The following is a 21,673-nucleotide window of genomic DNA, read 5'->3' as shown; positions in this document are numbered from 1 at the left end:
AGACCGCCAAACTTTAAATACTCTTTAACTACCTTTAGCTTGAACTGCGTACTGTATTTGCTCATAAAACAAAACCCCCTTGGTTGGACTTGATGTCCAACTTTTGGGGGTCAGTTCACGTAGGTGGTTTTTCAGATGACATCAGCCCAACAAAAGGAATTAATCCTTTTTTGAACCCTCAATAGCAATCATGATGGTTACATCGTCACCTACGTTCGGCGCGTATTTACCCATATTAAATTCTGTGCGCTTAACTTTTGTTTCAGCATTGGCACCGCAATAATCAGCGCCAGACATTGGATGTTTTTTGCACTCAAAATTAGTGATATTCAATGTAACTGGCTTACTTACACCCTTCAATGTCAACACACCTTTTAAAGCAACTGGTTTGTCGCCTTTAAAAATCATATCGTTTGATTGAAAGCTAGCAGTCGGAAATTGGGTTGTAGATAAAAAATCTTCACCTTGGATGTGATTGTTAAATAAAGCAGATCCTGTATCGACAGATTTCGTATCAATAGTGATATCTGCACTGCCTTTTTTAGCTGCTTGATCAATCGTTACAGTTCCAGTAACCGCATTAAAGCGGCTGGTCTGCTTAGAGAATCCTAAATGGTTATATTCAAACTGAGCAAAGGTATGGTTAGCATCAGTAGCATAAGTCACTGGCGCAGCAAAAGCAGAGCTAAGGCCAATGGTTGCAAATAAAGCGATAAGTAATTTTGATTTCATGTAATTCTCCTGATTAAAAATTGAATAAGTAAGTGAATTTGTAAAACTATTTTTGATTTAAGACTAAGTGAACATTGACTGGCACCTCATTGGCGACTGCAGAAGTGTCTGCCCAATTTCCAGCACCCAAGCCAAAATCCAGCCTCAACACCTGAAAGCTAGCATCAAAGACCATCTGCTTGCCTTGCAGCTGATACTTGACGGATATCAACAGTGGCACAGCTTTGCCCTTGATGGTTAGGGTTCCATGGGCATCCAAACTATTGGGGCCTGTAATCTTTACAGAATCCGTTACATAGCTGGCAGTTGGAAAGAGCTTTGTACTGAACCAGTCTTTTCCTTTGGCCTCTTCTTGCAACTCTTCCCCACCTGCATTAAAACTTGAGATTTCAATAATGAGATTAGCCTTCGCTTTTTCTGGCTCGTCTGGGTTAAATAAAACCTTCCCAGAAAATTTTCCAAAACTTCCAGAGATCTTTGAGCCCATCAATTTACTTGTAAAAGTAATTTTGCTTTTCGAGGCATCAATAGATGAATACTCCACCGCATAAGCCGAGCTTGCAGCGCTAATGAATAGCATCGCCAATAAAGCCTGTGCCAACATTCCTAAATGAAATGAAAATTTACTTTTCACGGTTTGATCCTCCAAAGGTCATGCGACTTAATAAGCCATCTTTATCTATGAATTGATGTTTTAGCGCTGCCAAAATATGAAGTCCAACCAAAGCCATTAATCCATTGGCCAGAAACTCATGGATCTCCTTCAGCTGATGGCCAAGTGCCTTATCTTTATCTACCATATCCGGCAATTCAAATAAGCCAAAGTAGTTGACGGTATAGCCCTTAGCGGAACTCATTAACCAGCCCACAATCGGAATCAGAAACATCAATAAGTACAGCGCAAGATGGGTTAGCTTCATTGCACGCTCTTGCCAGGCTGGCAATGCGAGGTTTAATGCAGGAGCTGGATGAATTACGCGCCACAACAAGCGCAGAACCACCAAAAAGAATATGGTGACACCAAGCCATTTGTGCCAGCTGATTCCCGTAATTCTAATGGGACTCAATGGCATATCATTCACGGTAATTGCAATTGACCATGTTGCAAATATCAAGAGAGCCATCACCCAATGCAAGATGATGGCAATTGAGGTGTATCTGACTTTATTCATTATCCGCGCAACTGTTTGGTAATTTTTGCAATACGCTCGCCATACAGTCTTGCGGTCTCTAGATCACCTGCATTTACTTCGTCAGCACTCGCATCAGATGGTGTTTGCATCATTGCACCTGCAGATGAACCCACATAGTTAATGTCATCACGCTTTGCGGCTTTCGAATTCGAAGGCATCAATCCAGTACCAACCCAAAGGCCAGAATGCTGCATAGCCAAAGTAAAGAAGTAATGCAAGGTTGAATGCTTATCACCATTCATTGTTGCTGAATTCGTAAAACCACCGAAGACTTTGTCTTTCCATTGCTGTGAAAACCATTGCTTAGAGCTAGCGTCAGCAAACTTCTTAAACTGCCAACTTACGCTACCCATATAGGTTGGAGAGCCAAATACAATAGCGTCAGCATCATTGAGTGTCGCCCATTGTGCATCAGTAATATTGCCCTCAGCGTCAATGGCAATCAATGTTCCATTAGCGCCTTTAGCAATAGCCTCGGCCTGCTTTACGGTGTGCCCATAACCACTATGAAATACGACAGCTACTTTACTCATCAATTTCTCCTTAAAAAAATATTGACTTGATGTTTATGATTTAAAAGCATCTTTCAGCAACCGCAATGACTCTTCTAATTGCTTTAATTCATTTGATGATAATTTCTTAAATGCACCATTTAGATATTCCAAATGCCCTGGAAATACTTTCTCAAATAAAGACTGTCCAGTCATCGTCAAACCAATCAGCTGACTACGCGCATCTTGAGAATTTGTCTGACGAAGAATGAGACCTTTTGCTTCCAAGCGCTCTAGCACCCCCGTTAACGTTCCCTTGGTCACAAGCGTTTTCTCGCCTAACTCCTTACAAGTCATCGGCAACTGATTGCCCAACGTGGCAATCACATCAAACTGGGTCATTGTTAAACCCATTGCTGCTATATGCGGAGCTGAATAACGCTCAAACGCTTGATAGGCAGAAACAAGGTTTCTCAGGACAGGTAAAAAGTTCATAAATCCTATTTAAAGTACTAGTTAGAACTAATATAGTACTACTACGAACTATTTGCAATATAAAACTAAAAAACTTCAATTTATGGGGTTTAAAGCCAGCAATACATTGCAATTAGGAAGACCTACCTCACAAGGTTAGCCCCTGCTGGCTTCCCTGGCTAGCGCTTAGCGCACAGAGCGAGACACACCCACCTTTATAGGGCTCTACTCTCGCTTGATACCAGCGCCCTTAATAATCTTGCCCCAGCGAACCGATTCCTTCTATAGAAATGCTCCAAATGCCTCTGGAGTCAGAGCGCGATACTTTGCGCCCTCACTTCAGAAGCAATTGAATTTAAAAATAATCCTTGGGATTGAAAATTAGAGACTGCTCAGAATTGGACTGTTTCACCTTCAGTCATCGGAATAATTTTGATATTGCTGCCCTTCATAGCCTCCTGAAACTCGGCTAACGTACCTTTAGTCATCGGGTTAGAGTTGTAGTGCATTGGGATCACCATTTTTGGCTTAATCCAAGTACGCAATGCAAATGCAGCATCATCAGGCGCCATTGTGAAATTGCCTCCAATCGGAATCATCACTAGATCAGGCTTGTAGTGTTCGCTAATGAATTTCATATCACTAAATAAGCCGGTATCCCCCATATGCCAAATCTTAAAACCGTTCTCAAGCTCAATAATGAAACCCATAGGCTCGCCAGCGGGATGTGACTCCATTTTGTCTGTAGCCGGATTCTTCCAAACTAATAAAGAAGAGTGCTCTGCTTGAACTGCGGTTACCTTGATTCCAGGCGCAGGTGTTACGCGACCCGTTTTATTAAAACGATAACCCAAGTCTGCTGGCAGAATTCCCAAAGTAGTTAGTGGCGTCACCATATCGGCTGGACCGTATAACTTGATATTGTTCATCTTAGCCACAGCTGGCGCATCGCCAAGATGGTCAACGTGTGCATGCGTCACTAGCAACACATCAATCGGACCAATCGCTGCCAAATCATTCTTGTAAATCGGCGGCGTCTTAGGTCCGCCAGTAATCCAGGGATCAATCAGAATCATTTTTCCCTGAGGAGATTTAATCCGAAACCCTGCCTGTCCAAACCATAGTGCCTCAGTCTTACCCTGAGCACCTACAGCTGGAGAATTCTGCGCATTACTGAGTGTGGCTGCTGAAACTAATATTGCCGAAAGCAATACGCCCATACCGCTTTTAGCTGAAAAGCATTTCATTGATACATCTCCTGATGATTGTAGTAATCAGGGAACTATAGACCAAATTGAAAGTTGAGGCTTATGACGCAATGCGTCAATTTTTTAGGCACTATTTCCAGAAAATGGAAACCTTTTGTGGTGAGTCGGATTTAATAGAAAGCGCCCTCTTTTGAACCACCCCTTGATAAGTTGCCTCGATCACATAGTCACCAGACTCAAGATTAATCAGCATATAAGGCCCATCTGCTTGGGCATCAAAAATGAGCTGTTTTTTAGAACTTATGATTTTGATACTTGCTCCGAAGATCCAGACTCCCCTGCCATTTTCTATTTGAGACATTTCTAATAACAATGGCCATTGCTTTGCATCAGCCAAAATCGCAACCGTCTCACTCTCACCTACGCCACCAGTGATGTAAGAAATTCCCTGTGAATGCTGTGTCTCAGGAATTTGTGCCGAGGACAAAGAACTCAATAAAATTAGTTGAGTAGCGATCAGTATTTTGAGAAGTGTTTTCATACTTCTATCTTACGTCTGATTGATATATAAAAAAAGCCCCGCATACACGGGGCTTATGTGCGCTAGAACACTTAAGCTTATGGAGTCATCACAATGGCGCCTGAAACTTTTCGTCCTTCAGCAGCACGATGCGCATCAGCAGCTTGTTCTAAAGAAAACTTAGCGCCGATTTGTACTTTGACATGCCCTTTGGCAATGGCATCAAATACTGCTTTAGCGTTTTCTTTTAACAAAGCTGCAGTAGCGTTGTGTGGAAATACAGAAGGTCTAGTTAAAAACAGACAGCCCTTCTTATTTAAGATCTCTGGCTGAATTTCTGGAGCTGGGCCTGAAGCAGCGCCAAACAAAGCGACTGTTCCAAAAGGAGCAGCACAATCTAAAGAGCCTAAGAAAGTAGTTTTAGCAACAGAGTCATAAACTACATTGGCTTTTTTTCCACCAGTGGCTTTAAGCACTTCTTCAACCCAATTTGCTTGAGAGTAATCAACAACAGCATCACAACCCGCTTTCTTAGCAGCAGAAAACTTTGCTGGCGAACCCACAGTGCCAACAACAAATGCACCCAATGCTTTTGCCCAACCAGCCAAAATTTGACCAACGCCGCCAGCAGCTGCGTGCACGAGCACTACATCACCCGCTTTTACTTTATAGGTTTTTTGCATAAGATATTGTGCAGTCATTGCTTTAAAGAAAACAGCTGCGGCAACTTCATCAGAAATATTGCTGGGCAGAACAACCAATTTGTCAGCCGCTACATTACGTGCACTTGCATAAGCGCCAATCCCGGCATTCATATAAACGACGCGATCACCCACTTTTAAATCAGTGACGCCTTCGCCCAAAGCCTCAACCACACCTGTAGCCTCATGTCCAAGGCCCGTAGGCATTTCTAATGGATAAACGCCTGAGCGCTGATATACGTCAATGAAATTAAATCCAATGGCAGTTTGACGGAGCTGCACTTCACCTTTTGCAGGTGGTGGCAATTCTTTATCAATGACTTTGATTACGTCTGCACCACCTAGTTCACTAAGACTAACGACTCGAGCTTTTGTCACAGGTCACCTAATTATTTTTATATAGAGAAAAACATCATACAGTAAGGGCGCCAACAGAATCCTCTTCAATTACCGCCCAAGTACTGTCACCTAACTTCTTTACTGCCATCGAATAAGTCCAACCATCTGGAATTCCACAACTCCATTCTTTTGGACCATTCTGAATCAATACATTAGTGTTATTTCTACCGTCATAGTACAGATGGTAAATTTTTCCATGAATAGGATTAAAGCCAAATTTAGCGCTATGCACCATCTCTGTAGCATCTAGTCTTGCTTGTAATGCTTTAGCCTGCTTCATTAAGACTTCAGCCTGCTCCATAATGCGATCGTACTCAAGCTTGGCATTTTGGCGAGCTACGTTAACAGCCTTATCTTTTTCCTCAGTCACTTTGATGGGTGCAAACACAGGAGCACCCACCTCCATTGGATATTCAATCCCTGCATGTCGCGCTGGATCGGTATCTTCGATTCTCATGAAATGCCCTGTATGTACTAATTTAATAAATAGATGTGATTACTTAATCAAGCCACATGCAATACGTGGGCCAGAATTTCCTGCAGGCTGAGATTTGTAATCATCCGGGTCTCTGTGCACAACCACAGAGCGACCAACAATTCCAGTTGAACCTGTATTTACAGCAAATCCATGTAACTTAGCAGTGTAAGTTGCGTTGCCATTGGCATCGGACTTAATGTTGGGCAGATCTCCTGCATGATTCATGCCGCTATTTGGCATGCCATGAGATTTTGTTTCAGGATTGAAGTGACCGCCTGCGCTGGTTGCATCCGGAGCAGAGCAATCGCCTTTTTCATGAACATGAAAACCTTGCTCTGAGTTTGGCTTTAATCCAGAAAACTTACCATTGATGAGAACATCATCTCCTTGCCAGGTAAACATAACCTCACCCTTAGCCTGAGAGCCTGATCTTGAATCTAAATTTGCGCTGGCTTTTTGCCCAGTACCTTGCTCCATTGATTGGCAGGCCACTAATGACAACATTCCCACAGCGGATAAAGCAATCGAAATTTGCTTGAATTTCTTGTTCATTTAGATCTCCTTGGATGAGGCGCCCAAAGGCGACTTCCAAGAAAGTGTGACACAAATCGAGCGCTTTTGCTTAGCGCTTGTAGAAGCTCAAAGTCACCTCACCCAAATCAATCCCAAACTTACTCATCTTGGCCTTATTGAGCATTACCTTGGGGGTAATTAAGTACATCCAATCATTAAATTGCACGTTATAAATGGTGCCATCTACCAGTAAAGCAAGGGTGTAGGTCCAGTTAAGCGCATTTCCGGCGAGCTGACCTTGTGCATCACCCACTACATCATCAGCCCTACCAATATAGTTACCCGGAGATTGCTCAGTTAGCGTCCAGATGCGTGTTTGCTTTGTGCCGTCAGAGTATTCAAAACGTTCATCCAAGGTGCCGACTTTTTTACCTTCCACTACCGTCCAATTTGCTTTGATCAGCACAGTAAAGCGCTTTTTCACTTCACCGTTACGATCAGTAAAGATGCCATAGGCATCAATCGTTCCAGAAAAGTACTCACTCAGGTCTAGAGCTGGTTTCTCAGCCGCATATTGAGAAACCTGAGGTGAAGAGCATGAAACTAAAAGCGCTCCACAAAATATTGTGAATGCAAGGCGTGTAAAAAAGGATTTCATAACTTAACAAGCCTCATTAAAAAGTGGTGGTGGACAGGTTTGTCCCAATAGTTCTGCTCTCAGTTTAGGGGCGCTTGTTTTAGGATCTAACCAAATTCCAAAAAATGCCCTTGAAAACTCTGCCCCAGGTATTTGTGCGATTTGCTTACCATCATGATAAAAAACGGTTCCTTGCTTGGGGGAGTAGACAGCTGTCAAAGTTTGCCCTGACTCGACATTCGGCAAGAATGACGCCAACTCCTTACCCCAAAGGGCGGCTTGTTCATCAGGTACGCCAGTGCGCTTCATTTCCTCTGCGCTCCGATTGGCAATGGATTTACCAGAAAATGATTTTTGATAGCGCATATCCAATGCAAACTCGGGAGAAGACAGTGAACCCACCCTATAAAAGGAAGCATCGTAAATATGCAGGCCCCACCAAGTCAGTCGACCGCTTCCTTGCAGTTTTGCAGTACTTAAATATGCAGGCATCTCCAAAGGATCGCGCGCAAAGCTGGTCGGCACCAAGAAACTCAGTAAAGTGGCGATGAGAAGAAGATGAATTTTCTTCATTGCTGTACAGATCTTGAACGGGCCTTCACCAATCGTAAAGCTACAGGCCCAAAGAGATTAGATATCGCATGCCGATTCTTGGCAAAAAAGAGATAAGCCAATTTCAAGAATGGCTGAAGTGGCTTTCTTGAAAAGAACCAGGCCATGCGCGGCAGATTTGCACGAAGATAGGCCTCAGGAAAAACTGAGACACCTTGGATCAATTTGCCGCTAGCAAACTGACCATACATCGCCGCCAATGCAGCATGACAGGAGACCCCCACCTTTTGAGGGTCATACTGTTCTGAGTTAATGTCGACAAAGCCCAATAGATTGTCTTGATTGCGTCCCGATAAAAAGAGAATCTCCGCCTGGCACAACGGGCAAGCACCATCGTAAAACAAGGTGAGCTTTTCTAATTGAGTCATTGTTCAGCAAGTTTACGGCTTATTCAATAAACTGGCTGACACGGATATTTTTAAGGTTGCTATGCAAAAAGAAGTTGCGCTAAATGTTTTTGGTGAACCCCTCATTCCCTGCTCTTTCGATCCCCTAACAGGGTTTTTTAGGGATGGCTGCTGCAAAACCAATGAAGAGGATGTGGGCAGTCACTTAGTTTGTGCGATTGTGACAAATGAATTTTTGCAATTTAGCCTGCAAAAAGGAAATGACCTCATCACCCCAAGACCAGAGTATCAATTTCCAGGGTTAGTGGCTGGTGACCAATGGTGCCTATGCATCAATCGCTGGGTGGAGGCATTCAATGCCCAATGCGCGCCATCTATCAAACTGGAAAGCACTCACATCAAAGCCCTAGAGACTGTCCCCTTGAATATCCTGAAAGAATATTCAAGGGAAATATAAAAGCGTGAAAGCGTTTTATACCGACCATTTTGTATTGCCACTTCCAGAGGGTCATCGCTTCCCAATGGAAAAGTATTCGCGCTTACGTGATCTAGTAAGTAGTCTGACCGATATCGAACTGGTAGAGGCACCCCCTGCTACTGACACTCAAATTCTGTATGCTCACGATCCAAGCTATCTCATCAAAGTTATTGAAGGAAAGCTTTCTCCACAAGAGCAAAGAGAGATTGGATTTCCGTGGAGCAAGCAGATGGTGGAACGTTCACGTCGCTCAGCAGGCGCCACTGTTGCGGCAGCCAAAACTGCTTTACGAGAAGGCATTGCCGCCAATCTTGCGGGTGGCACCCATCATGCCTATCGAGATGCCGGTAGTGGATTTTGTGTCTTTAATGATTCCGCTATTGCAGCACGCGCTTTACAAAAAGAGATCAGCCCATCCCTCAAAGTTGCAGTGATTGATTTGGATGTGCACCAAGGAAATGGCACTGCATCGATACTGCAAAATGATGATTCTATTTTCACCCTCTCTATTCACGGGGAAAATAACTTTCCATTTAAAAAGGAAGAGAGCGATCTTGATTTGGGTCTAGAGGACGGTTGCGATGATGCCGCCTATTTACATGCCCTGAGCCAATCTCTGGATCAACTAGATTCACTCTTCAAGGCAGACTGCCTCATTTTTTTAGCTGGTGCAGACCCCCATGAAGGTGATCGCCTAGGAAGGCTGAATGTCAGTACAGCAGGAATGCGCTTGCGGGATGAGAAGGTATTTCAGTATGCCTTGGATAGGCAGCTCCCCATCGCGTTTTCAATGGCGGGCGGTTACGGAAAGGAAATGACATCTACGGTGGATATTCACTTTCAGACCATTAAGACCGCCCTGCAATTTCAGAAGCAATATTAAATCTTTAGCTCTTCTTTTTTGAGGCGCTTTTTGGGCTAGCGAGATTGCTGACATTCTCAACACTCTTCTCAAAATTCGTAAATGAGTCTGCCATTGCGGCACGAATCAATTCAAAATTTTGCAATGCGTTGTTAAATGAGGTTTTGAATACAGAGACATAAGCCTCGCTACCAAGAGGCGCATTGTCCGTTGCATCATTTACAAAGTGAATTAAATCTACCTTAGATTCTTGAATCATGGTTTCAGCAATATCAGCGAGCTCTTGATTACCGCTTTTAAGCACCTGAAGTAATTGGTTGTGATATTGAGAGATTTCTTTAGCGGCATCCTGCAGCACTTCGGCATGAACAAATTCAAATGCAGATCGAGGGTCCTGGGTTTTCATTAGCTCAGATACTCTCTTCTGAATCATACCGGCCAATTCCTGCGTCGCCTGCTGATTAATCTGTGCGATTGCCTGGGCACTTTCAATCGCCACACGCCCAGCTGCCTTGGTCGCATCAATAGCTCTTTGTTGCCCTGGCATTGCATTCATATCAAGTGATTTCTTGCTCATATCAGCCTTTCAGATGGGTAATTTCAGATACCAATCTACTCTCGTTCAGGCGGGTTTCTATAGAGAAATACCAGTAGATCTACCCGATACAGGCAAAAGAAAAGCCCCAGCTACTACCAGCTGGTGCTCCATCAGCATCCAGAGATCAATACACTCTATTTCTTACTTTGAGTCGGACTTCTTCTTTGGAAGATTGTTCAGAGTCTGAGCACTATTAAGCTGTTGATCTACCAAATAGAGCGTGCCACCATAGTTGGCCTGCAAATCGTATCCCGAGAGCCCCACTGTATAGAAGGTAATTTCAGGATTAAAGGAGCGAATAGTGCCGCCCGAACCAGCAGAAAAATTTGCATCTACATCGATGCCACCACGACGACCATCAATCGAGGTCAACAAAAACTGATCGATAGCACCCGGGGTCTTAAAGATCGCCACTTGATATTGATCTTGATAGCCAGCCCCCAAACCTTCACCTGTTTTGAGCGCTTGCATAAAAATAGGTTCCTTGCGACGCTTATCAAACAGGACACCCTCGCCACGGGCTACTACCAGCAAAACAATATTGACATTGGTAGTCGTAAAGACTGCATAGCCAGCCGCCTGATCAATTTCTTTTTGAACATCTGGTTTTTGCTTGATCAATGCATCAAGACCTGTCTTGGACATCTTTAACGTAGCATCACGCTTTTGAATGATCTCTGCAGTTGTGAGTGGCTTGCCATCTTGACCAGTGGATTGGCAGCCAGCTAGAAAGGCGGCTGACAGCAAAGTTAAGGTAAGGTATTTCAAAAAAGATTTATGTATATTGGTCATATTTAGGTGATTGATAGGGTTTAAATAGTCAGCCTCAATTGAGAGTATTACTCTAAGAGTCTGGGTTTCTTGGTTTCCGATACCGGAATAACTTTTCCGCCCAAAACTGTCGCATACACTCCAACATCTTTAATTTTAATTGCGGGAACAGTTTGTGGGTCCGCATCCAAGACCGCAAAGTCTGCGAACTTACCGGCTTCAATACTTCCTACCTTATCCTCTACTCCCAATGTGTAAGCAGCATTAATGGTAATCATCTTCATCGCATCAGAGGCAGTTACCGCCTCAGCCGGACCCCATACCTTGCCATCGTTGTACACATCCTTACGAGTCACTGCAGTCCACGCCTCTTTTAAGGGCACAGGCGCAGACACAGGCGCATCTGAATGAATAGAAGTGACAATGCCGTTGCGAACAAGAGTGCCAAGTCGAGTTGCATAAGATACGCGATCCATACCTAAGGCTGGGTATTCCAATTTAGCGCGCTCGGAAATATAAGAAATATTGGCACTGACTACAGCACCAAGAGCCTTAATCTTCATCACCATTGCAGTCGATGGAATGCCGAAATGGTTAATCGTGTAGCGATGATCAAAGCGTGGCTTGGCATCAATCATTAATTGCAAAGCGTTAATAGAATTTTGATTGCCAATATCGCCATTACTATGAATGTGAATGTGATAACCCGCGTCCCACCATGGCTTCATAGCAGCAGCAAAGTCTTGTGCAGACTTGTAGTTTGATGAACCTAGACTTCCATCGGTATAGCCTGGGTGCTCCATACGCATGGTTTCTGGTAAGTAACCGCCATCACTGTAGAACTTGACGCCCTGGAATATCAAACGGTCGTTGTCTTGCTGTTGTAGAGCCTGTGCTTCTGCAATCGCTTTATCACCATACTTCTGAATAAAAGGCTCCGCGTAAACGACCGGAACAATTCGTAAAGCGCCTGCTGAAGATTGACTAAAAGCTTTAGCAATCTTTAGCTCCATATCGATGTTCAAGGTTCCAAATGCCAAATCGCCAGAGGTAGTGATTCCGCCCTGCTGCATGAGATCACTCATATACAAATAATCAGTCGGAATTTCACTGGGGTTAAGAACATCTTTTCCTGCAATGCCCAAAATATAAGTTACCGCAGGGATTTCTAAGAACTGGCCATTTAATTGACCATCCTTATCAATACCTACGCCCTTCACATTCTTCACCTTCTCAGGCGTGATGCCATAGAACTTGATAAAAGCACTATTGACGTACATATCGTGACCCGAAGCATCCCATACAACAATTGGTCTAGTGCTCGAAGCTTGATCTAAGAGCTGACGATCAGGCATCTTCCCCATAGCCACTACGTCAAAGCCCCAAGCCAACAGCGTCTTGTTTGGGTCCTTGATGTCATCAGAGTATTTTTTGAGCTGCGTCATTGCTGACTGTAAATTAGCAACCCCAGGAAATGCTGGCCCCCATGGATTTGGCATTGGCGATGGTGTCAGCAATGGTTTGTTGAACAAAATACCACCCAACAAAGGGTGTGCATGTGGCTCAATGAATCCCGGGTACATGACTTTATTAGCAAAATCCCGATTAATTTGTGTAGGGTACTTGCTTGTCCAAGGCTTCATATCCTCCAAAGAGCCTACAGACAAAATACGTCCATCAGTAACAGCAACGGCAGTTGCATTAGGAATCGCCGGATCCATCGTGACAATTTTTTTAGCCACAAATACAGTGATATTGGTGACCTTCGGGGTTGATGGAGGATCAAGTAATTGAACCGCTGAAGCAAGGCCGGAGAAAAGACCTAGTACACCTGCATAGATAATTTTAGACTTTAAATTCACTGGGAGCCTCTATCAAACCTTCATTTATAAAATACTAACTATGCTTCAATTGCAATCATCAATCTTTTAAAAAAAGAAGCTCGACAAGCGAGCCTCTTTTCAATATCAGATGTCTTAGCTTAAATCAGTCAATTCACTGGAACCAAAATCTTAGGCTGAGCTAATTTGACATACTTTATTTCTTTAGCATTCACATCCATTTTCTTCAGATCAAATGCATAAGTATTGTTGTTTTCAAACATCTTGACGTTGTAAACCATGGTTTTATTATTTGCCACAATGCTCCATTCAGTTACCTCATAGCCGCCAGTGCCGCCACCATAAGGATTGCTAGCTGGCAAGGTCACTGATCCAGGAGGAATATCAAAGCTTCCGAGAATGTGCCAAGCAGCACCGTCCATTTGGGCGTTGGTAAAGTTTGTTGGCACTGAGTTAGATAAAAATAGTGCGCGAATGAAACGGCTTGGACTCAGGAAATCGCCAGGAAGGCCATGCAATCCATTACCAGAACTCGGTGCTGCGTAAGTAGCTCCATTAATGACTAGTGGTGGCTTTTCTACTTTAGAGAGATTGGCATAATTTCCAATGCTATTAAGGTGATCCTGAAACGGAGGGTCATTTGTTAATACAGTTGTTGGATTATCCATAATAGATAATCCATTTTTGGAGTACTCTACTACGATACTTTTACCGTTGGCATCGTGCAATGTATAGTGCACTGGTGGAGTCTGATTTCCATAAACAGCTAACTTAGCGCCATTGACTTTAATCTTTGGTAGACCGGCCTTCACTTCATCAACAGTAGCAAAATTTGTCAGCACATAAGTGAGCACCTGAACAGAATTGATGCTACTGGATGAATCAGCTTGAGTAACTGCTGGGTAAGCAGCGCTATTAGGGAAGTTGAGTACGCCTCCAATGAGGCCCTTTTCATTCATGCCGTCGACAAGCTCAGGCAAGCCAAGTGCGTTCATTCCGACTACAGCATACTTAGAATTCCAATTCAGGCCTGAACCATATTTACCATCAACACCAATTCCCTGATGAGCATAAGCTCTTGGAATAGTCGTTAACTGAGAATTCAATGGCAAACCAAATTCCATTGTGCGGCCATAAACATAGCCGCCATCGCTCCCTTTTAGCAAGAAGCTAGTGCAGGCATTACTCACCAATGGAGCAAATGCCAAAGTAACCGAAACCGAAGCAGCTAGTACTTTTTTGAACATCTTTTGTTTCATGATTAACTTCCTATCATTTATAAGTTAGTACTTCTAATGCGAATTACTTCAGAATAACTAGTGTTGCTGTTGCACGAGCACCCCAACCAGATGGACCGCCAGGGGTGTTGCTCACGTAATACATTGGGCCTGCACCGAAAGAAACAGGAACACCATCAAAGACCATTAATTTAGAGACGCCAGCGTAAAGAGGGTTAGAGGTACGGTGAGCATCGTAGTTATAAAGCGCTTCCATATTCACCGTATAAGTCCAGGCCTCTTTGTTGGTATAGGCCACAAAAGGCTGTCCATACAAATTATTTTGTGTGCCATAAGCTGGATTACCACCCACATTCCATGATTGATAACCAAGCAGGCCATAAGTCCATGGGCCATCACGGTTTAGCACTACCCCAGTCACACCAGCACCAGTTTGCTGTGAGCCAAACTTACCACTATTACCTGATGGTGATTGAGCGTAGGGGCCAATACCCCAAATCCAAGAGGAATTGGTATTAGGCGCATAAAAAGACTCGAGAGTTACGCTAGCAATGCCATAGCCAGAGAATGACCTACCTGAAGCATCTTGAACACTAACTTCTCTCACGCCCGCAATAATTGGTCGCACGATAAAGACATCCCCACCGTCCAAATTAAATGGAGCTACCGGCTGAAATAGGAGCGACTGCTCTGAGCCGCCTTGGTTTTTACCCACGCCACGACTAAATTCATACTGCAGTGGCACAGAGATCATATTAGCGATTGGATTTGCCAATTTCTTGGCAATATCAACGCTGTTTACTGCTGGGTTAGCAGAAACACTCACTTCGCCCGATTTCTCAGCAGCAATTGTGCCTGCACGTGCTGGAATTTCCTGAGCATTAACTGGAGTGGTTATAACTCCAAGTGCTGCCAACATAATCGCAATTTTTAATGTATGACTCATGCTTTATTTCTGATGAATTGAAAATTAGAACTTAAAGGTTGCAGCTAACTGCGGGCCCTTAAAGGTAGTTTTTTGTAACAGGCCGTCGCCCTTCATGTCGTAGTACATGGTGCGGTAGGCAAGAGATACATCAACCCATTTTTCAAATGTTTTACCTACCCCAAGAACGCCCTGCCAAGTCATGTTGGTCGTGCCGCCCCCGCCGCCGATATCAGCATAAAAAGGGATATACCAAGTAGAGTCGGCAATTCGGTAACGACCTTTGAAACCAACAATTGGATCGGCAGTAGAAACTGATTTAGAATCGACGGCACCAGCAGACACTCCATCGGCTGACAAATTCAAGGCAACAGTTGCGGTTGCCATAATTCCACGCACACCCGCCAAGCCATCTAAATATATGCTTTGGTTATTGAGAACAGTATAAGTAGCGGCACCAGTAAAAATATTTTGCTGCATCGTTACTTTATCGGCAGCCTGAACCGGAACGCCCCCATATCTTCGAGTCGGAACCACTACAGTATTGCTACCTGTAGTTTGCAAAGTTGCTGAAACGAGGTCACCCATGATGCCCCAGTTACCATAATGCGCTTCTGCAGAAATCATACCGCCGGACTTGAGATCTCCAAGTACGTTACTTGTAGAAAGCTTTGCGGTATTGAGATAGCGATCGTTGTAAAAGAGCGTAGAAGAGATTCCAGCTCCCCATAAATAAGGAGTCACATCAAAGCGCCACTCATCTGAAATTTTTGGAAGTGGTGACAGACTCTCTTCTGCATGAGCAACGCTTACAGAAATGAAGATTGAAGATGTAGCTATTAGAGACGCAAGAATTTTCTTATTCATAAAAGGACCGGAGCGATATAAGGTTGGTAAGGAAATATTTAATGCTAATTTTGGAACTAATTATAGTCTGCAGACTTAATCGTAAAAGGCTTGTGCTCTAGAAGTTGTAGGAGATCTTCGCGTAGGTAGACCAGTCGTACTGGTGATAACTTTGAACTACTTGCTTGCTGGCCCCCACTGCAATGACCCATTGCTTTGCTAAGCGATGAGTCACCATAGCATCAATTGGTACAAACCAGCCCCCGCCAGCTGAGTTATAAACTGCACCGTTTTCATCCCAAAAACGCAGCATTGTGTTTGGAGATAGCTGAAAACCAATGGTTGGGAATACCTGAAGGTTTCTGACCAATGCAGGTTGATTGGGGTTAATGATCTGACTATTGTTTTTAGTATCAAAGCCGTACATGTAGCGCAATAGGGGCGAGAAATCGGTCACACCCAACAGGCTATCGACCTCAGGAACAAATGACCACCCTAATTGCGGGCCAACCGCCCACTGCCCATTATTACCAAATGGAAATACAACGCGACCACCAACCAAAGCACCCAATGGCTTAAGAAAAGTTCGATCCTGCCCCCAGATAGTAACCATGGTGTTGCCGGCACTGTATTGCCCTGAATTATTGGCGGACGAAATGGAGTTGTAATTGGATGCGTAAGAACTATCGAGACGTATACGTCCTCGCCAATCACCTGCCTCTAGGGGGTTGTAGTATCGCAACTTCAAAATATTTTGATAGTTATCGTTACCGTCGTAATTGTGATAGCCCCAAAACTCTAAAACCTTGCTGTTCGTCAGTTGCTGAGAATCATTATCAAATTTTGAGAGGGGGACCAGTAAGTCCTCTGCATAACTTGCTGAAGCAAAAAAACTGATGATGAGTAATAAAAATAATTTCATAAAAAGGCGATGCCACCCTAAGGTGGCATTAATTACATTTAGCTCTTTAAATATTTTGCAGATTACGGCGCTACAACATGCCAAACATTATTGACGTTATCACCCGTCTTATCGCCAGGATTTTTGTCCTTAACAAAGAAGTACAGTGGCTTGCCTTTATAGGTCAATTGCTTCTGACCATCGTTACGACTGATATAGGAAAAGTCGCCGGATAGCTTAATGCCCGGCTCTACATAGACTGGAGGCCAGTTCGTCGCACAGGCTGATGCGCATTCTGACTTGCCTGAGCCAGCCTGATCTTTGTCAAAGGTATAAATAGTCTTGCCATAACTACTAGTCAAAATACCATTTGTTACTTTAATAAAATCTGCTGAAGATGTTTTGACATCAGGCGCACCCGAGCAAGCAGCTAATCCCAATACAACTGTTACTACTGCGCAAAGTCTTAATAAATATTTCATTGTTGATCCTTTGATATAAGCTACAAATTAATTACCTGGTCCGACCAAAGTAACTTCAATGCGACGATTCTGAGAGCGGCCTTCTGGAGTTGCATTAGAAGCAATTGGATTAGATTCACCCATGCCTTGCGCAGAAATAAGACTCTGACTTACGCCCTTACGAATGAGGTAGTCAACTACGTTATCCGCTCTCTTCGATGACAGATCGAGATTGGTAGTAATTCCTTGATTGCGCAACTCAGCACCAATTGATACATTGTCTGTATATCCGCGAACCACTACCTTGGTATTTTTAAATCCTGAGAGTGTTGGCGCCATTTTTGCCAATACCTGTTCAGCTTTAGCATTCAAGCGATAACCGCCCTCTGGAAACAGGATTTTGTCCCGGATCGTGATGCGCAACTCACCTTGTAATTGGCGAATTTCCACCTCATCGCCTTGGTAGGCCTGTTGAAGCTGACTGTATGCCTGGTCCAATTGGTTATATTTACCTTCGGTGACGCAAGCACTTAAGAGCGCAAGTGCCGAAATAGATAAGGCTATTAATCCTTGTTTCATGAAACCCATGTCATTTCTCCAGATTCAGTAAAAAAATTAGCCTTGTAGGCATTAAGATCACTATAGCCCAAAGGCTTACCTAAGCCCTTCAAATGACAATATAAATGGTAATTTTCCTAAAGAATCCAGAAATAACCTGTTTAAGCACGCTGTAGGCTCTGAAATCAATTATCTATAAATTCGATCATAAATATCCAATTTATTCATTAGACAAATAAACAACTGAGGTTCAAAATTCACCTAGTTGCAGTAGTTATTAAAGAAATTGATTAACCAACACTAGGAGCACAGTATGTCCATTATTAATACCGCAGTTCAACCCTTTAAAACCGAAGCTTTCCACAACGGCAAGTTTGTAACCGTTACTGATGAGTCCCTCAAGGGACACTGGTCAGTTCTGATTTTTATGCCAGCAGCTTTTACTTTTAACTGCCCAACAGAAATTGAAGATGCAGCTGAGAACTATGCTGAATTCCAAAAAATGGGTGCTGAGGTTTATATCGTAACAACCGATACTCATTTCTCACACAAAGTGTGGCACGAGACTTCACCTGCTGTTGGTAAGGCAAAGTTCCCACTAGTTGGCGACCCAACACACACATTGACAAACGCATTCGGTGTTCATATTCCTGAAGCTGGTTTGGCATTGCGTGGCACATTCATCATCAACCCAGAAGGCATCATCAAGACAGCAGAGATTCATTCAAATGAAATCGCTCGTGATGTTTCTGAAACATTGCGTAAGTTGAAAGCCGCTCAGTACACAGCAGCACACCCAGGCGAAGTATGCCCAGCTAAGTGGAAAGAAGGCGCAGCAACATTGACTCCATCTTTGGATCTCGTAGGCAAGATCTAAGTTGAATTAGTAATCTATAGACTCTCTTCGGAGAGTCTATTGGAGAGGACCAGATCCTGCCCAATAGACTCACCTAAAAATACCCAAGGAAATCATCATGCTCGATACCAATATCAAATCCCAGTTAAAGGTATATTTTGAAAAGATTGTTAGCCCGATCGTTCTTGTGGCTAGCCTAGATGACAACGACAGCTCCAAGCAGATGCTTGAACTCTTAAATGAAGTAGCTGAACAGTCAGACAAAATCACCCTTAAAATAGACGGTCAAGCTGAACACAAGCCTAGCTTTACCGTGAGCAAGACTGATCAAGATGCTCGCATTACCTTTGCTGGCCTACCAATGGGTCACGAGATGACCTCTTTCATTTTGGCTATTTTGCAGGCAAGCGGCTACCCAGCCAAAGTAGAGCAAGAAGTGATTGATCGCATTACTAAATTAGATGGCAAGCTCAGCTTTCAGACCTTCATCTCTTTGTCATGCCATAACTGCCCTGACGTTGTTCAGGCGCTGAACTTAATGGCAGCCCTCAATCCAAACGTCACCCATGAAATGGTTGATGGTGCCCTTTACCAAGGCTTAGTAGATCAATACCAAATCATGGCTGTTCCAACTGTGATTCTTAATGGTGAAGTATTTGGTCAAGGCCGCATGAGTGTTGAAGAGATTGTTGCCAGGCTGGATACCTCTACCCCTAAAGAAGAGGCTGCAAAGCTTTCTGCTAAAGAGTCGTTTGACGTTTTAGTCATTGGTGGTGGGCCTGCTGGTGCTGCTGCTGCAATCTACGCGGCACGTAAAGGTATTCGCACTGGAATTGTGGCCGAACGTTTTGGCGGGCAAGTCATGGACACCATGGGTATTGAAAACTTCATTTCTGTAAAAGAAACTGAGGGGCCTAAGTTGGTTCAAGCACTCGAGCAACACGTGAAGAGCTATGAAGTCGACATTATGAACTTACAGCGTGCCAATGCTTTGCGTAAGACGACTCATGGTCTTGAAGTGGAATTAGCCAACGGCGCAGTACTGAATAGCAAGTCCGTAATCATCAGTACTGGTGCTCGCTGGAGAGAAATGAATGTGCCTGGCGAACAAGAATACCGCGGCAAAGGAGTTGCTTATTGCCCTCACTGTGATGGCCCGTTATTTAAAGGCAAGCGTGTAGCGGTAATTGGTGGCGGTAACTCTGGTGTTGAAGCTGCTATTGATTTGGCAGGCATTGTTAGCCATGTCACTCTCATCGAGTTTGATAGCAAGCTCCGTGCAGATGCGGTATTGCAAAAGAAGATGGCTAGCATGCCAAACGTAACCGTCATCATGAGCGCGCTCACCAAAGAAGTATTGGGTGCCAATGGCAAGGTCAATGGCTTGCGCTACCAAGATCGCACCAATAACACTGAGCACAATATTGATCTGGAGGGTATTTTTGTCCAAATCGGCTTATTACCGAATACTGATTGGCTTAAAGGTAGCATCGATTTATCCAAGCACGGTGAAGTCATCGTTGATGCAAAAGGTGAAACTTCTTTGCCGGGTGTATTTGCAGCGGGAGACTGCACCACCGTTCCATACAAGCAAATCATTATTGCCATGGGTGAAGGTGCTAAAGCTTCGCTAGGGGCATTTGATTACCTCATTCGCTCATCGGTTACTGAGCCAGAAGAAGCGGTTGCTGCGTAAGCAACAATTAATCTGCAGCAAAACAAAAGGGAGTCTTTCGACTCCCTTCCTCGTTTAAAGACAAATATTACTTATTCTGATTGACCTGATCTAGGTGCTTGCCACGGCCAGCGACCATCAATCTCCAAAGTCAGGGACCAGCTTAAGAAGCAACGAATCAAAACGATGGCGCCCAATACCGCCACACTAGTCAATGTTGGACTGATGGCTACCGTCCGAATCACATCACCTGCAACTAAGACTTCGAGCCCCAGAATGAGCGAGCGCACGATTTGTATACGAAAGGTTTTATAAGCAATATCAGCCGTCTGAGTAATCAGACCTTTTGCAAAACAGAAGAGGCCCCATAAAACACCGATAGACACCACGGCCACGCCAAGAGCATCCATCACATCACTGACATCTCGAATAATTTCAATTTGATTCATATTTCGGTCTTTTGAGATTGCATGCTTACATATTAGCCCGTTTAGCACTTGCCCCCGTTATAAATTACACTGTCCCACTGTTGCTATATTAAATCCAAGGAAATCTGAATGAGCTTGATTGACAAATTACAGTGGCGCTATGCCACCAAAAAAATGGACTCCACAAAGTCCGTACCGCATGAAAAGGTAGAGTTAATCCTAGAGGCGATTCGTCTGACTGCCAGCTCTAGTGGATTACAGCCGTATGAAGTACTTGTGATTACCAATAAAGCTATTCGCGAGAAGATAAAAGCCATTTCATGGGACCAAACTCAGGTAGTAGATTCTTCTCATTTGCTCGTTTTTGCCGCTTGGGATACCTATACGGCCGATCGCATCAATCAATCATTTGATATGACTGAGAAGCTGCGCAACTTCAAAAGCGAAGCTGGTGACATATACCGCCAGAAGCTGCTTAGCGGTTACACCGCAAGAGATGCCGAAACCAATTACACGCATGCTGCAAAGCAAGCTTATATTGGACTTGGTACTGCCCTCATTGCGGCAGCCTACGAGCAGGTAGATTCCACACCAATGGAAGGCTTTGATGCTACAGCTCTCGATGAAATCCTCAACCTCAAAGCAAAAGGTTTGCGCAGTGTTGTCATGCTGCCGCTAGGCTATAGAAAGGCAGATGAGGACTGGTTGCTTAACTTGAAAAAAGTCAGAAAGCCTAAGGAAGACTTTGTTACTTGGATTGAGTAATAAATAGAAGTATAGAAAAAGTAAAAGCCACCCGGATGAACTGACCCCATAAAGTTGGACAGTTTAATTAGCTTACCAGAAGGGATTGAGTTCGGTAATTTACCGGACTTAATCCCTTTAGTTTTTGCTTGATTCGATCATGGTTGTAGTAATGGATGTATTCAC

Annotated in this window: 29 protein-coding genes; 5 read left to right on the top strand and 24 right to left on the bottom strand. The window is 43.8% G+C overall.

The genetic code is table 11. The annotated features are described in order from the left end of the window. Nucleotides 1-159: 159 nt before the first annotated feature. The 13 genes from ICN40_RS00685 to ICN40_RS00625 form a co-directional block, all read right to left on the bottom strand. A complete protein-coding gene (locus tag ICN40_RS00685) occupies nucleotides 160-732 on the bottom strand; it encodes a YceI family protein (RefSeq protein WP_216120546.1) in 573 nt (190 codons plus the stop codon). 46 nt (nucleotides 733-778) lie between these two features. Further along, nucleotides 779-1,366 carry a YceI family protein gene (locus ICN40_RS00680; RefSeq protein WP_216241320.1) on the bottom strand — a complete coding sequence of 196 codons (588 nt, stop codon included), beginning with the start codon at nucleotides 1,364-1,366 and terminating at the stop codon, nucleotides 779-781. Beyond that, a complete protein-coding gene (locus tag ICN40_RS00675; RefSeq protein WP_216241319.1) occupies nucleotides 1,356-1,904 on the bottom strand; it encodes a cytochrome b in 549 nt (182 codons plus the stop codon). Before ICN40_RS00675 ends, ICN40_RS00680 begins: the two co-directional genes overlap by 11 nt. Continuing rightward, nucleotides 1,904-2,458 carry a flavodoxin family protein gene (locus tag ICN40_RS00670; RefSeq protein WP_216241318.1) on the bottom strand — a complete coding sequence of 185 codons (555 nt, stop codon included), beginning with the start codon at nucleotides 2,456-2,458 and terminating at the stop codon, nucleotides 1,904-1,906. The genes ICN40_RS00675 and ICN40_RS00670 overlap by 1 nt, the downstream gene beginning before the upstream one ends. Before the next feature lie 33 nt (nucleotides 2,459-2,491). After that, entirely contained in the window at nucleotides 2,492-2,911 is a 420-nt protein-coding gene (locus ICN40_RS00665) for a MarR family winged helix-turn-helix transcriptional regulator (RefSeq protein ID WP_216241315.1), read from the bottom strand. A 371-nt stretch (nucleotides 2,912-3,282) separates the two neighbouring features. Next, entirely contained in the window at nucleotides 3,283-4,137 is an 855-nt protein-coding gene (locus tag ICN40_RS00660; protein ID WP_255561065.1) for a metal-dependent hydrolase, read from the bottom strand. A 91-nt stretch (nucleotides 4,138-4,228) separates the two neighbouring features. Then, nucleotides 4,229-4,639 carry a carboxypeptidase regulatory-like domain-containing protein gene (locus tag ICN40_RS00655; protein ID WP_216241314.1) on the bottom strand — a complete coding sequence of 137 codons (411 nt, stop codon included), beginning with the start codon at nucleotides 4,637-4,639 and terminating at the stop codon, nucleotides 4,229-4,231. Nucleotides 4,640-4,716: 77 nt separating this feature from the next. Beyond that, nucleotides 4,717-5,697, bottom strand: coding sequence for a zinc-binding dehydrogenase (locus tag ICN40_RS00650; protein WP_216241311.1), 981 nt, complete (start codon nucleotides 5,695-5,697; stop codon nucleotides 4,717-4,719). A gap of 34 nt (nucleotides 5,698-5,731) precedes the next feature. After that, nucleotides 5,732-6,175: a DUF2452 domain-containing protein gene (locus tag ICN40_RS00645; protein WP_072583733.1), complete on the bottom strand. Its 444-nt coding sequence runs from the start codon at nucleotides 6,173-6,175 to the stop codon at nucleotides 5,732-5,734. A 39-nt stretch (nucleotides 6,176-6,214) separates the two neighbouring features. Beyond that, on the bottom strand, nucleotides 6,215-6,748 hold the full coding sequence (locus ICN40_RS00640) for a superoxide dismutase family protein (RefSeq protein ID WP_255561064.1): 534 nt from the start codon (nucleotides 6,746-6,748) through the stop codon (nucleotides 6,215-6,217). 70 nt (nucleotides 6,749-6,818) lie between these two features. Continuing rightward, nucleotides 6,819-7,367 (bottom strand): DUF3833 domain-containing protein, encoded by a 549-nt coding sequence (locus ICN40_RS00635; protein ID WP_216241309.1) that lies wholly within the window; start codon nucleotides 7,365-7,367, stop codon nucleotides 6,819-6,821. Between the two features lie 3 nt (nucleotides 7,368-7,370). Next, nucleotides 7,371-7,919: a chalcone isomerase family protein gene (locus ICN40_RS00630; protein ID WP_216241307.1), complete on the bottom strand. Its 549-nt coding sequence runs from the start codon at nucleotides 7,917-7,919 to the stop codon at nucleotides 7,371-7,373. Then, on the bottom strand, nucleotides 7,916-8,326 hold the full coding sequence (locus ICN40_RS00625) for a thiol-disulfide oxidoreductase DCC family protein (RefSeq protein WP_216241305.1): 411 nt from the start codon (nucleotides 8,324-8,326) through the stop codon (nucleotides 7,916-7,918). Before ICN40_RS00625 ends, ICN40_RS00630 begins: the two co-directional genes overlap by 4 nt. A 61-nt stretch (nucleotides 8,327-8,387) precedes the next feature. On the opposite strand from ICN40_RS00625, the gene ICN40_RS00620 reads away from it, so the two are divergent. Next, nucleotides 8,388-8,762: a DUF2237 family protein gene (locus ICN40_RS00620; RefSeq protein ID WP_072583752.1), complete on the top strand. Its 375-nt coding sequence runs from the start codon at nucleotides 8,388-8,390 to the stop codon at nucleotides 8,760-8,762. Nucleotides 8,763-8,766: 4 nt separating this feature from the next. Beyond that, on the top strand, nucleotides 8,767-9,666 hold the full coding sequence (locus tag ICN40_RS00615; RefSeq protein WP_216241303.1) for a histone deacetylase: 900 nt from the start codon (nucleotides 8,767-8,769) through the stop codon (nucleotides 9,664-9,666). Nucleotides 9,667-9,670: 4 nt separating this feature from the next. Here the strand turns inward: ICN40_RS00615 and ICN40_RS00610 are convergent, their stop codons facing one another. From ICN40_RS00610 to ICN40_RS00570, 9 genes are all read right to left on the bottom strand, one after another. Beyond that, complete coding sequence (locus ICN40_RS00610; RefSeq protein ID WP_216241301.1) at nucleotides 9,671-10,222, bottom strand: phasin family protein; 552 nt, start codon at nucleotides 10,220-10,222, stop codon at nucleotides 9,671-9,673. A gap of 162 nt (nucleotides 10,223-10,384) precedes the next feature. Then, the gene (locus tag ICN40_RS00605; protein ID WP_216860694.1) at nucleotides 10,385-11,011 is read right to left on the bottom strand and encodes a hypothetical protein; all 627 of its coding nucleotides are present in this window, start codon (nucleotides 11,009-11,011) and stop codon (nucleotides 10,385-10,387) included. 71 nt (nucleotides 11,012-11,082) lie between these two features. Next, entirely contained in the window at nucleotides 11,083-12,876 is a 1,794-nt protein-coding gene (locus tag ICN40_RS00600) for an amidohydrolase (RefSeq protein WP_216241299.1), read from the bottom strand. A gap of 128 nt (nucleotides 12,877-13,004) precedes the next feature. Beyond that, a complete protein-coding gene (locus tag ICN40_RS00595; RefSeq protein ID WP_216241297.1) occupies nucleotides 13,005-14,114 on the bottom strand; it encodes a linear amide C-N hydrolase in 1,110 nt (369 codons plus the stop codon). Nucleotides 14,115-14,157: 43 nt separating this feature from the next. Further along, nucleotides 14,158-15,039 carry a hypothetical protein gene (locus ICN40_RS00590; RefSeq protein WP_216241295.1) on the bottom strand — a complete coding sequence of 294 codons (882 nt, stop codon included), beginning with the start codon at nucleotides 15,037-15,039 and terminating at the stop codon, nucleotides 14,158-14,160. Between the two features lie 24 nt (nucleotides 15,040-15,063). After that, entirely contained in the window at nucleotides 15,064-15,885 is an 822-nt protein-coding gene (locus tag ICN40_RS00585) for a hypothetical protein (protein ID WP_216241293.1), read from the bottom strand. A gap of 97 nt (nucleotides 15,886-15,982) precedes the next feature. Continuing rightward, nucleotides 15,983-16,786 (bottom strand): hypothetical protein, encoded by an 804-nt coding sequence (locus tag ICN40_RS00580; protein ID WP_216241292.1) that lies wholly within the window; start codon nucleotides 16,784-16,786, stop codon nucleotides 15,983-15,985. Nucleotides 16,787-16,848: 62 nt separating this feature from the next. Next, nucleotides 16,849-17,247, bottom strand: coding sequence for a hypothetical protein (locus ICN40_RS00575; RefSeq protein WP_216241291.1), 399 nt, complete (start codon nucleotides 17,245-17,247; stop codon nucleotides 16,849-16,851). A 27-nt stretch (nucleotides 17,248-17,274) separates the two neighbouring features. After that, on the bottom strand, nucleotides 17,275-17,805 hold the full coding sequence (locus ICN40_RS00570) for an OmpA family protein (RefSeq protein WP_216241290.1): 531 nt from the start codon (nucleotides 17,803-17,805) through the stop codon (nucleotides 17,275-17,277). 292 nt (nucleotides 17,806-18,097) lie between these two features. Between ICN40_RS00570 and ahpC the strand changes: the two genes are divergently transcribed. Beyond that, nucleotides 18,098-18,661 carry an alkyl hydroperoxide reductase subunit C gene (gene ahpC / locus ICN40_RS00565; RefSeq protein WP_072584055.1) on the top strand — a complete coding sequence of 188 codons (564 nt, stop codon included), beginning with the start codon at nucleotides 18,098-18,100 and terminating at the stop codon, nucleotides 18,659-18,661. Nucleotides 18,662-18,758: 97 nt separating this feature from the next. Then, a complete protein-coding gene (gene ahpF / locus ICN40_RS00560; RefSeq protein ID WP_216241289.1) occupies nucleotides 18,759-20,336 on the top strand; it encodes an alkyl hydroperoxide reductase subunit F in 1,578 nt (525 codons plus the stop codon). A 71-nt stretch (nucleotides 20,337-20,407) separates the two neighbouring features. On the opposite strand, the gene ICN40_RS00555 is transcribed toward ahpF, so the two are convergent. Continuing rightward, on the bottom strand, nucleotides 20,408-20,764 hold the full coding sequence (locus tag ICN40_RS00555; protein WP_215361887.1) for a DUF1622 domain-containing protein: 357 nt from the start codon (nucleotides 20,762-20,764) through the stop codon (nucleotides 20,408-20,410). A 108-nt stretch (nucleotides 20,765-20,872) separates the two neighbouring features. Here ICN40_RS00555 and ICN40_RS00550 point away from each other — a divergent pair, with 108 nt between their 5' ends. After that, entirely contained in the window at nucleotides 20,873-21,508 is a 636-nt protein-coding gene (locus tag ICN40_RS00550) for an NAD(P)H-dependent oxidoreductase (RefSeq protein WP_216241288.1), read from the top strand. A 67-nt stretch (nucleotides 21,509-21,575) separates the two neighbouring features. Here the strand turns inward: ICN40_RS00550 and ICN40_RS00545 are convergent. Then, on the bottom strand, nucleotides 21,576-21,673 hold a 98-nt coding region (locus ICN40_RS00545), incomplete at its 5' end, for an IS3 family transposase (RefSeq protein ID WP_216241321.1).

Origin of the sequence: Polynucleobacter sp. Fuers-14 (assembly GCF_018882045.1) — a bacterium.
In the GTDB taxonomy this organism is placed as follows: Bacteria; Pseudomonadota; Gammaproteobacteria; order Burkholderiales; family Burkholderiaceae; genus Polynucleobacter.
The sequence above is the reverse complement of the archived record's forward strand: the minus strand, read 5'-3'. Positions and strand labels throughout refer to the sequence as shown.

Excerpts from the sequence above, each read along its gene's own strand:
- ICN40_RS00580 (WP_216241292.1), bottom strand. The coding sequence starts at position 16,786 with ATGAAATTATTTTTATTACTCATCATCAGTTTTTTTGCTTCAGCAAGT.
- ICN40_RS00610 (WP_216241301.1), bottom strand. The coding sequence starts at position 10,222 with ATGAGCAAGAAATCACTTGATATGAATGCAATGCCAGGGCAACAAAGA.
- ICN40_RS00625 (WP_216241305.1), bottom strand. The coding sequence starts at position 8,326 with ATGACTCAATTAGAAAAGCTCACCTTGTTTTACGATGGTGCTTGCCCG.
- ICN40_RS00585 (WP_216241293.1), bottom strand. The coding sequence starts at position 15,885 with ATGAATAAGAAAATTCTTGCGTCTCTAATAGCTACATCTTCAATCTTC.
- ICN40_RS00555 (WP_215361887.1), bottom strand. The coding sequence starts at position 20,764 with ATGAATCAAATTGAAATTATTCGAGATGTCAGTGATGTGATGGATGCT.
- ICN40_RS00570 (WP_216241290.1), bottom strand. The coding sequence starts at position 17,805 with ATGAAACAAGGATTAATAGCCTTATCTATTTCGGCACTTGCGCTCTTA.
- ICN40_RS00645 (WP_072583733.1), bottom strand. The coding sequence starts at position 6,175 with ATGAGAATCGAAGATACCGATCCAGCGCGACATGCAGGGATTGAATAT.
- ICN40_RS00575 (WP_216241291.1), bottom strand. The coding sequence starts at position 17,247 with ATGAAATATTTATTAAGACTTTGCGCAGTAGTAACAGTTGTATTGGGA.
- ICN40_RS00590 (WP_216241295.1), bottom strand. The coding sequence starts at position 15,039 with ATGAGTCATACATTAAAAATTGCGATTATGTTGGCAGCACTTGGAGTT.
- ICN40_RS00665 (WP_216241315.1), bottom strand. The coding sequence starts at position 2,911 with ATGAACTTTTTACCTGTCCTGAGAAACCTTGTTTCTGCCTATCAAGCG.
- ahpC (WP_072584055.1), top strand. The coding sequence starts at position 18,098 with ATGTCCATTATTAATACCGCAGTTCAACCCTTTAAAACCGAAGCTTTC.
- ICN40_RS00670 (WP_216241318.1), bottom strand. The coding sequence starts at position 2,458 with ATGAGTAAAGTAGCTGTCGTATTTCATAGTGGTTATGGGCACACCGTA.
- ICN40_RS00630 (WP_216241307.1), bottom strand. The coding sequence starts at position 7,919 with ATGAAGAAAATTCATCTTCTTCTCATCGCCACTTTACTGAGTTTCTTG.
- ICN40_RS00620 (WP_072583752.1), top strand. The coding sequence starts at position 8,388 with ATGCAAAAAGAAGTTGCGCTAAATGTTTTTGGTGAACCCCTCATTCCC.
- ICN40_RS00635 (WP_216241309.1), bottom strand. The coding sequence starts at position 7,367 with ATGAAATCCTTTTTTACACGCCTTGCATTCACAATATTTTGTGGAGCG.
- ICN40_RS00640 (WP_255561064.1), bottom strand. The coding sequence starts at position 6,748 with ATGAACAAGAAATTCAAGCAAATTTCGATTGCTTTATCCGCTGTGGGA.
- ICN40_RS00685 (WP_216120546.1), bottom strand. The coding sequence starts at position 732 with ATGAAATCAAAATTACTTATCGCTTTATTTGCAACCATTGGCCTTAGC.
- ICN40_RS00655 (WP_216241314.1), bottom strand. The coding sequence starts at position 4,639 with ATGAAAACACTTCTCAAAATACTGATCGCTACTCAACTAATTTTATTG.
- ICN40_RS00595 (WP_216241297.1), bottom strand. The coding sequence starts at position 14,114 with ATGAAACAAAAGATGTTCAAAAAAGTACTAGCTGCTTCGGTTTCGGTT.
- ICN40_RS00550 (WP_216241288.1), top strand. The coding sequence starts at position 20,873 with ATGAGCTTGATTGACAAATTACAGTGGCGCTATGCCACCAAAAAAATG.
- ICN40_RS00675 (WP_216241319.1), bottom strand. The coding sequence starts at position 1,904 with ATGAATAAAGTCAGATACACCTCAATTGCCATCATCTTGCATTGGGTG.
- ICN40_RS00660 (WP_255561065.1), bottom strand. The coding sequence starts at position 4,137 with ATGAAATGCTTTTCAGCTAAAAGCGGTATGGGCGTATTGCTTTCGGCA.
- ahpF (WP_216241289.1), top strand. The coding sequence starts at position 18,759 with ATGCTCGATACCAATATCAAATCCCAGTTAAAGGTATATTTTGAAAAG.